This window comes from Micromonospora sp. ALFpr18c, assembly GCF_008868155.1.
GTDB lineage: Bacteria > Actinomycetota > Actinomycetes > Mycobacteriales > Micromonosporaceae > Micromonospora.
In genome coordinates this window covers 88,828-96,702 of record NZ_WBKR01000003.1, presented here as the reverse complement: position 1 = coordinate 96,702, position 7,875 = coordinate 88,828, and the positions used below count along the sequence as shown (strand labels likewise).

Below are 7,875 nucleotides of genomic sequence, written 5' to 3'. Positions count from 1 at the left end.
GGCCGGAGTCGCGCCCGTCCCACCGCCCGGCCGCCCCGGAGAGCCGGTCGGCGTGGCCCGGGCCGCCGCCGCGGTGCCCGCCCCGACCGGGCCGGTGGACCGCCCGGGACCCGAGCCGGCCGCCGGACCCGCACTGCGGCAGGCCGCCGAGGACATCCGCGACGACGACGGCCCCGCCACCGGTGCCCGGTCCGAGCAGCGTCGGCAGTCGCGCGAGCGACGGCGGTTGCGGGCGGTGGCGCTGGCGCTGGTCAGCATCGTGCTGCTCGGTGCGGTACCGCTCTTCTTCGGCATTCGCACGCTGAGCCGCGACCCGGTCTTCGACAACCTGGACCAGCTCAACGTGCCGGCCTGGGCTGCCGCGAAGACCGACGACGACGTCAGCGGCAGCCGCTGGTGCCTGCTCGACTGCCGGCTTCGCGAGCGCACCGTCACCTCGGAGAAGTCGCCGGCGGAGACCACGAAGGTGTACGAGGACGCGCTGCGCCAGGACGGTTGGCAGCCGTGGAAGGTGGCCCGCTGCCCGGAGCAGGAGACGAAGGGCAGTTACACGTGCTGGCGCCGTGACGAGCTGACCCTCGACCTGTGGGTGCGCGAGCCGACCTGCGTCCCGCCGCCGGTCGACGGAGAACCGGCGATCGTGCCGTCTCCCGAAGCGTCGGCCGCTGCGGCGGAGTGCGCCGGCTCGTTGGTGTCGGTGAAGGTGCGCAACGCGATCGACGACGAACGGACCAGGCCCCAGCCGACCACCGATCCGTCACTGACCGGAGAGGATCCGTTCCCGACAGTCAGTGGTGACCCGCTGGGCGACCTGACACCCTCACCGTCCTGAGCCGGTTTCCATCACGGACGGTAGGGTCTGGGGCTGGCGGGCACGCCCGCTGCCGCTGGCCGGCGACGGCCGGCGTGTCTGTTGTGGGTAGCACCGTTGTGCGTTCCGGGGACGTCGGGTCCTGCGGGAACTCTGCTTGAGGAGGACAGGCGTGGGCGACATTTTGGCGATCGCGGCGCTGATCGCGGCGAGCGCGTTCGCGGTGTTGGTGCTCATCCTGACGCTGCCCATCCTGCGGCTGCGGCACACGGTGGACGCCACCACGCGGATGATCAACGACCTCAACGATCGGACCGCGCCGCTGCTCGGCGACGTGAACACCACGGTGAAGAACGTCAACGTCGCGCTGGAGCAGGTGCAGACCTCGCTCGACGGTGTGAACCTCCAGCTGGCGAAGGTCGACACGATGACCAGCCACGCGCAGAACGTCACCGCGAACGTCGCGAACCTGGCCACCGTGGTCTCCGCCGCCGCCGCGAACCCGCTGGTGAAGGTGGCCGCGTTCGGCTACGGCGTGCGGAAGGCCGCCGCGGGTCGCCGGCACGCCGAGACCGAGCGCGAGGTGCGCGACACGATCAAGCAGCAGCGGCGGGCCGCCCGGCGCGGCAACCGCTGACCGGCCGGCGCACCAGGAAGGTAACGAGACATGAGGCGGTTGTTCTGGCTGGGCATCGGGCTGGCCGTCGGCGTGGTGGTGGTCCGCAAGGCCACCCGGACCGCGCAGGCGTACACCCCGGCCGGCGTCGCCAGCACGTTGTCGGAATCCGCTAGCGGGCTGGTCGAGTCGCTGCGTAGCTTCGTGGAGGACGTTCGCATCGGGATGGCCGAGCGCGAGCAGGAGATCCACCAGGCGTTCGCGCAGGGCGAGGCGTTCGACGACCAGTTCGCCGAGCTGCGGGAGTCCCCGCGGATCGACGATCGAGACATCTTTCCGGAGGAACACCAGCGATGAAGACGGCGGAGATCAAGCGGCGGTACCTCGCCCACTTCGAGGCGAATGGGCACACCGTGGTGCCGTCCGCTCCGCTGCCCGCCATCAGCGACCCGAACCTGCTGTTCGTCAACGCCGGTATGGTGCAGTTCGTCCCCTATTTCCTGGGTCAGCAGGCCCCGGCGTACCGGCGGGCGGTCAGCGTGCAGAAGTGCATCCGCACGCCGGACATCGACGAGGTCGGCAAGACCAGCCGGCATGGCACGTTCTTCCAGATGAACGGCAACTTCTCCTTCGGTGACTACTTCAAGGACGGCGCGATCCCCCTCGCGTGGGACCTGGTCACCAAGTCGCAGGCCGACGGCGGGTTCGGTCTGGACCCGGAGCGCATCTGGCCGACGGTCTACCTCGACGACGACGAGGCGTACGAGATCTGGCGGTCGGTCGGCGTGCCGGCGGACCGCATCGTCCGTCGGGGCAAGGCCGACAACTTCTGGTCGATGGGCATCCCCGGGCCGTGCGGCCCGTGCTCCGAGCTGTTCTACGACCGGGGCCCGGAGTACGGCCGCGAGGGCGGCCCGGCGGTCGACGAGGACCGCTACATGGAGTTCTGGAACCTCGTCTTCATGCAGTTCGAGCGGGGCCCGGGCACGACCAAGGACGACTACCCGATCCTGGGTGACCTGCCGGCGAAGAACATCGACACCGGCATGGGCCTGGAGCGGATGGCCTCGATCCTGCAGGGCGTCGACAACCTCTACGAGATCGACGAGGTCCGGCCGATCCTGGACCGCGCGGCCGAGCTGACCGGCAAGCGCTACGGCGCGCACTCCGGCCACGTGGCCAGCGAGTCGCACCCGGACGACGTGCGGCTGCGCGTGATCGCGGACCACGTGCGGACCGCGCTGATGCTGATCGGCGACGGTGTGACCCCGAGCAACGAGGGTCGCGGCTACGTGCTGCGCCGGATCATGCGCCGGGCGATCCGGTCGGTCCGGCTGCTCGGCTGGCAGGATCGGGCGCTGCCCGAGCTGCTGCCGGTGGCCCGGGACTGCATGGCGCCGTCGTACCCGGAGCTGGCGACCGACTTCGACCGCATCTCGCAGTACGCGTACGCGGAGGAGGAGGCGTTCCTGTCCACCCTGCGTGCCGGCACCACGATCCTGGACACGGCGATCGCCGAGACCCGCACCGCGGGTGGCACGGCGCTGTCCGGCGCGAAGGCGTTCCAGTTGCACGACACGTACGGCTTCCCGATCGACCTGACCCTGGAGATCGCCGCGGAGCAGGGGCTCAAGGTCGACGACGAGGGCTTCCGCCGGCTGATGGCCGACCAGCGGACCCGGGCGAAGGCGGACGCGCAGGCGCGTAAGACCGGGCACACCGACGTGTCGGCGTACCGGTCGGTGCTCGACTCGGGTGGTCCGGTGACGTTCACCGGGTACGGCGAGGTGGCGCGCGAGTCGACGGTGCGGGCGCTGCTCGGCGCGGATGGCCCCCGCCAGGCGGCGACCGAGGGCGAGACGATCGAGCTGGTGCTCGACACGACCCCGTTCTACGCCGAGGGCGGTGGGCAGCAGCCCGACCAGGGCATGATCACCGTTGGTGGCGGTCAGGTCGAGGTGCTCGACGTGCAGCAGCCGGTGCCCGGCCTGATCGTGCACCGGGCCCGGGTGATCCGCGGCGAGGTGCGCGCGGGCGAGGCCGGCTACGCGGAGATCGACACCACTCGCCGGCGGGCGATCTCGCGGTCGCACACGGCCACCCACCTGGTGCACCAGACCATGCGCAACTTCCTCGGTGAGTCGGCCACCCAGGCGGGTTCGCTGAATGCGCCCGGCCGGCTGCGGTTCGACTTCAACACCCCGACCGGGGTGTCGCCGAGCGTCCTGCGCGACGTGGAGCAGCAGGTCAACGAGGTGCTCCTGGCTGACCTGGAGGTGCACGCCTTCATCACCTCGCTGGAGGAGGCGCGGCGGATCGGGGCGATGGCGCTGTTCGGCGAGAAGTACGGCGACGAGGTGCGGGTCGTCGAGGTGGGTGACTACGCGCGGGAGCTGTGCGGTGGTACGCACGTGGCCCGCTCGGCCCAGCTCGGCCTCGTGAAGATCCTCTCGGAGTCGTCGATCGGCTCCGGTGTGCGGCGGGTCGAGGCGCTGGTCGGCATGGACGCCTTCAGCTTCCTGGCCCGTGAGCACCTGCTGGTGTCCCGGTTGGCCGAGCTGTACCGGGTGCCCAGCGAGCAGGTCGCCGACCGGGTGGAGCAGACGGTCACCCAGCTGCGCGACGCGGAGAAGGAACTGGAGAAGCTGCGCGCCCAGTTGGTGCTGGGTGGGGCGTCGGCGCTCGCGGCGCAGGCCAAGGACGTTGGCGGGGTGGCGTACGTGGGCACCGAGGCGCCGGAGGGCGCGGCCGGCAACGATGTGCGGACCCTCGCCCAGGAGATCCGCGGCAAGATCGATCCGGCGCGGCCGGCGGTGGTCGCGGTGGCGGCGCGGGCGAACGGCAAGGCGTCGCTGGTGGTGGCGGTCAACCAGGCTGCCCGGGGTCGGGGCCTGGCCGCCTCGGACCTGGTGAAGGCGGCGTTCTCCGGGCGTGGCGGTGGCAGTCCCGACCTTGCCCAGGGTGGCGGTCTGCCCGCGGCCGAGGCGCCCAGGTTGCTGCTCACCGTAGAGAAGGCGATCACCGAGGCGTGATGGATGATCACTGTCAGCCAGGGCGGGCCGTTTGGTCCGCCCTGGCTCGTCGGGCCTTGGTGGTGACCGTCGGTGGCTGAACTGACGCGGGGTGTGCGCATCGGCGTGGATGTCGGTCAGGTGCGGGTGGGTGTCTCCCGTTCGGATCCGGACGGGATCCTGGCTACCCCGCTGGTCACGCTTGCCCGCGATCTCTCGGCGGCACCGGACGCGGTGCCGAGTGACGTCGCCGAGGTGGCCGCTCTGGTGGCCGAGCATGAGGCGGTCGAGGTTGTCGTCGGTCTTCCGGTCAATCTCGCGGGCAAGCACGGTCCGGCGGCTGTCCATGTGAAGGCGTACGCTGACCGACTGGTCGATGTGATAGCGCCCGTCCCGGTAACGCTCACTGACGAGAGGATGTCGACCGTGGTCGCTTCTCGTAGGCTTGCCGAGCGTGGCGTCCGAGGTAAACGTCAACGTGCGGTTGTCGACCAGGCGGCCGCGGTGGAGATCCTGCAGAGCTGGCTGGACGCGCAGCGGAGGCGGACGCAATGATCGACGATCTGGACCTGGGGTTCGACGAGCCGGAGCGAGGTGAGAAGGGCAGGCACCGGCGAGGATTCGTCCGCAAGCGCAAGCGCAACGGCAAGGGCGGGTCCGGCGGCGGCCGGGGTAAGACCTTCCTGGCGTTGCTGCTGGCCCTGTTCCTGCTGGGCGGCATCGGCGGCGGGGCCTTCTACGGCTTCGACCGGATCCAGAACTACTTCGTCACGCCTGACTACGACGGTGCCGGCTCCGGCGAGATCACCGTCGAGATCAAGAACGGCGCGCTGCTGGCCGACATGGCCGACGCGCTGGTCGCCGCCGATGTGGTGAAGAGCCGGAAGGCGTTCATCGAGGCCGCCGAGGCCAACTCGCGCAGCAAGAACATCCAGCCGGGCACCTACAAGCTGCGCAGGCAGATGAGCGGCGCGAGCGCCGTCACCGCGATGCTCGACCTGAAGAACAAGATCGTCAACGGGCTGACCATCCCCGAGGGGCGCACCAGCAAGAACGTCTACAAGCTGCTCTCCGACAAGACCAAGATCCCGGTCAAGGAGTTCGAGACCGCGGCGAAGGACCCCGAGGCGCTCGGCGTGCCGGACTGGTGGTTCACCCGCGAGGACGGCAAGAAGGTCGCCAAGTCCGTCGAGGGGTTCCTCTACCCGGACACGTACGAGATCCCGCCGAAGGCCACCGCGGAGAGCATCCTCAAGCTGATGGTGGACAACTTCCTCTCGGTGACCGGTGAGATGAAGTTCGCCGACCGGGTGCAGAAGGAACGGGGCGGCGTCAGCCCGTACGAGGCGTTGATCGTGGCCTCGCTGGCCCAGGCCGAGGCCGGCAACAAGGACGACCTGGGCAAGGTCGCCCGGGTGGCCTACAACCGGGTGTACGGCGAGTTCAACTGCAACTGCCTGGAGATGGACGTCACGGTCAACTACTACCTGGAGTCGATCGGCAAGCCGACCAAGTCGTCGAAGCAGATGACGGCGTCCGAGTTGGACGACCCGAAGAACCCGTACAACCGAAAGCTCAAGGGTCTGGTGCCCACCCCGATCAACAACCCCGGTAAGCCGGCCCTGGAAGGGGCGATGAACCCACCGGTGGGCAAGTGGCTCTATTTCGTGGCGATCGACAAGCAGGGCCACTCCGCGTTCGCCGATAATTACGAACAGCACCAGCGTAACGAGGCCAAGGCCCGGGAGGCCGGCATTATCTGACGCATCGCGGGCCACCAAAAGGGCTCCCTTCCCGGCCGGGAAGGGAGCCCTTTTCGGCAGCCCCGAAACACCATTTACGGTGTCATTGTCAGTGGCTTGTGCCGGTCCATGTGCCGGTGCGGGGATTCAGGAAAGTCCAGACCCCGTTGCTGTTCTGTCTGCGCAACGCGAACGTGCGGTTGTAGCCGTAGTAGAAGTACCCGGTCTGGGTGCTCGTGTCGTAGCCGGTGTTGCGGTTGACCGCACCGTACGCCTTGCCCCAGGTCTGCGGCCCGACCGAACCGTCGATGCCGATGTTCATCACGTCCTGCCAGGTCCTGGTCTTCGCGGCGGTGTTGGAGCCGAACTCCCCGTCGATGAAGCTGGTGCCGACGGTGCCGCTCAGGTCGTCCGCCCAGATGATGGACTGCCAGAGCCGCACGATGTTGCCGCCCCGCACGCAGGAACTGGACGTGCACAGCTGGTGGTTGTCGGACCAGCTGCCGGCCGCGCTGTCCGCTCGTGCGGGCGCGGCGACCATCAGCGAAATACTGAAGGCTGCGGCAATCGCGATGAGGGCGCGGAGAATGCGTTTGTTCAAGGTTTCCCCTTTTTCGATCGGCCGTACCGTCGCAGGAATGCTTTCACTCACGTCGATGGCCGTCAAGCGATCGACGATCGCCGCAGCCCCGGTTTCGGTGGTGCGGTGGCGGGCGTGCTGGGTAGGGTCGACCCGACACGTGCGGGAGGGTGGGACACATGATGCGGACCAGGGCGGAGCACTCGGACGCGCCCGGCGGTGATCGTGTCGACCCGTAGGGCCGCGGTGTTGGGCAAGCCCATCGCGCACTCGCTCTCCCCGGTGATCCACACCGCCGGCTACGCCGCCGCCGGGTTGACCGGCTGGTCGTACACCCGGATCGAGTGCGCGGCGGCGGAGCTACCGGATCTCGTCGCCGGCCTGGGCCCGGAGTGGGCAGGCCTGTCGGTGACCATGCCGGGCAAGGAGGCGGCGCTCGCGGTCGCCGACGCCGCGTCGCCGGTCGCCGCCGCCGTCGGCGCGGCCAACACGTTGGTACGTCGTCCGGACGGCTCCTGGTATGCGGACAACACCGACGTCGCCGGCATGGTGCACGTGCTCACCGAGGCCGGGGTGGTGTCCGGTGCCGCCCTGACGGTGCTCGGCGCGGGCGGCACGGCACGCGCCGCGCTGGCCGCCGCCGCGCAGCTGGCCTGCTCCTCGGTGACGGTGGTGGCCCGTCGGCCGGAGGCGGTCGACGAGCTGCGGCCGGTGGCGGCCACGGTGGGTGTGGCGCTGACCTCGGCCGACTGGGCCGACGCGCACCGGTGCCTCGCCGCTGCGGACGTGGTCGTCTCCACCGTGCCGAAGGGGGTCGCCGATCCGCTGGCCGGCACGGCGACCTGGCGGACGGGGGCGGTGTTCTTCGACGCGCTCTACGATCCGTGGCCGACGCCGCTGGCCGAGTCCGCTCTCGCCGCGGGCCTGCGGGTGGTGTCCGGACTGGACCTGTTGTTGGCCCAGGCGGTCGGTCAGTTCGAGCAGTTCACCGGCGTGCGCGCCCCCGTCGAGGCCATGCGAGCCGCCCTGGACCAGCGGCTTTCTTAGCTGACAGTTAAGACGCGCTTACGGGAAACTGTCGTCCGTACGACATGCCCTGGTCGTGGATACGCTGC

The 7,875-nt window shown here is 69.8% G+C and carries 8 protein-coding genes; 7 read left to right on the top strand and 1 reads right to left on the bottom strand.

What is annotated here, in order from left to right; all coding sequences use genetic code 11:
- Window positions 1-154 precede the first annotated feature (154 nt).
- From F8271_RS01725 to mltG, 6 genes are all read left to right on the top strand, one after another.
- Window positions 155-832: a hypothetical protein gene (locus tag F8271_RS01725; protein ID WP_151487822.1), complete on the top strand. Its 678-nt coding sequence runs from the start codon at window positions 155-157 to the stop codon at window positions 830-832.
- A gap of 151 nt (window positions 833-983) precedes the next feature.
- The gene (locus F8271_RS01720) at window positions 984-1,448 is read left to right on the top strand and encodes a DUF948 domain-containing protein (protein WP_192580099.1); all 465 of its coding nucleotides are present in this window, start codon (window positions 984-986) and stop codon (window positions 1,446-1,448) included.
- Between the two features lie 30 nt (window positions 1,449-1,478).
- Entirely contained in the window at window positions 1,479-1,784 is a 306-nt protein-coding gene (locus F8271_RS01715) for a hypothetical protein (protein ID WP_151487808.1), read from the top strand.
- Entirely contained in the window at window positions 1,781-4,459 is a 2,679-nt protein-coding gene (alaS, locus tag F8271_RS01710) for an alanine--tRNA ligase (RefSeq protein WP_151487807.1), read from the top strand. Before F8271_RS01715 ends, alaS begins: the two co-directional genes overlap by 4 nt.
- A gap of 72 nt (window positions 4,460-4,531) precedes the next feature.
- The gene (gene ruvX / locus F8271_RS01705; RefSeq protein ID WP_151487806.1) at window positions 4,532-4,993 is read left to right on the top strand and encodes a Holliday junction resolvase RuvX; all 462 of its coding nucleotides are present in this window, start codon (window positions 4,532-4,534) and stop codon (window positions 4,991-4,993) included.
- On the top strand, window positions 4,990-6,201 hold the full coding sequence (mltG, locus tag F8271_RS01700) for an endolytic transglycosylase MltG (protein ID WP_151487805.1): 1,212 nt from the start codon (window positions 4,990-4,992) through the stop codon (window positions 6,199-6,201). Before ruvX ends, mltG begins: the two co-directional genes overlap by 4 nt.
- Window positions 6,202-6,289: 88 nt before the next feature.
- Here mltG and F8271_RS01695 read toward each other — a convergent pair whose 3' ends face one another.
- Complete coding sequence (locus F8271_RS01695) at window positions 6,290-6,847, bottom strand: peptidoglycan-binding protein (RefSeq protein WP_151487804.1); 558 nt, start codon at window positions 6,845-6,847, stop codon at window positions 6,290-6,292.
- Between the two features lie 135 nt (window positions 6,848-6,982).
- Here F8271_RS01695 and F8271_RS01690 point away from each other — a divergent pair, with 135 nt between their 5' ends.
- On the top strand, window positions 6,983-7,807 hold the full coding sequence (locus F8271_RS01690) for a shikimate dehydrogenase (protein ID WP_151487820.1): 825 nt from the start codon (window positions 6,983-6,985) through the stop codon (window positions 7,805-7,807).
- Window positions 7,808-7,875 lie beyond the last annotated feature (68 nt).

Bases quoted from the DNA above. Each gene is read 5' to 3' on its own strand.
- F8271_RS01715 (WP_151487808.1), top strand. From the start codon at position 1,479: ATGAGGCGGTTGTTCTGGCTGGGCATCGGGCTGGCCGTCGGCGTGGTG.
- alaS (WP_151487807.1), top strand. From the start codon at position 1,781: ATGAAGACGGCGGAGATCAAGCGGCGGTACCTCGCCCACTTCGAGGCG.
- mltG (WP_151487805.1), top strand. From the start codon at position 4,990: ATGATCGACGATCTGGACCTGGGGTTCGACGAGCCGGAGCGAGGTGAG.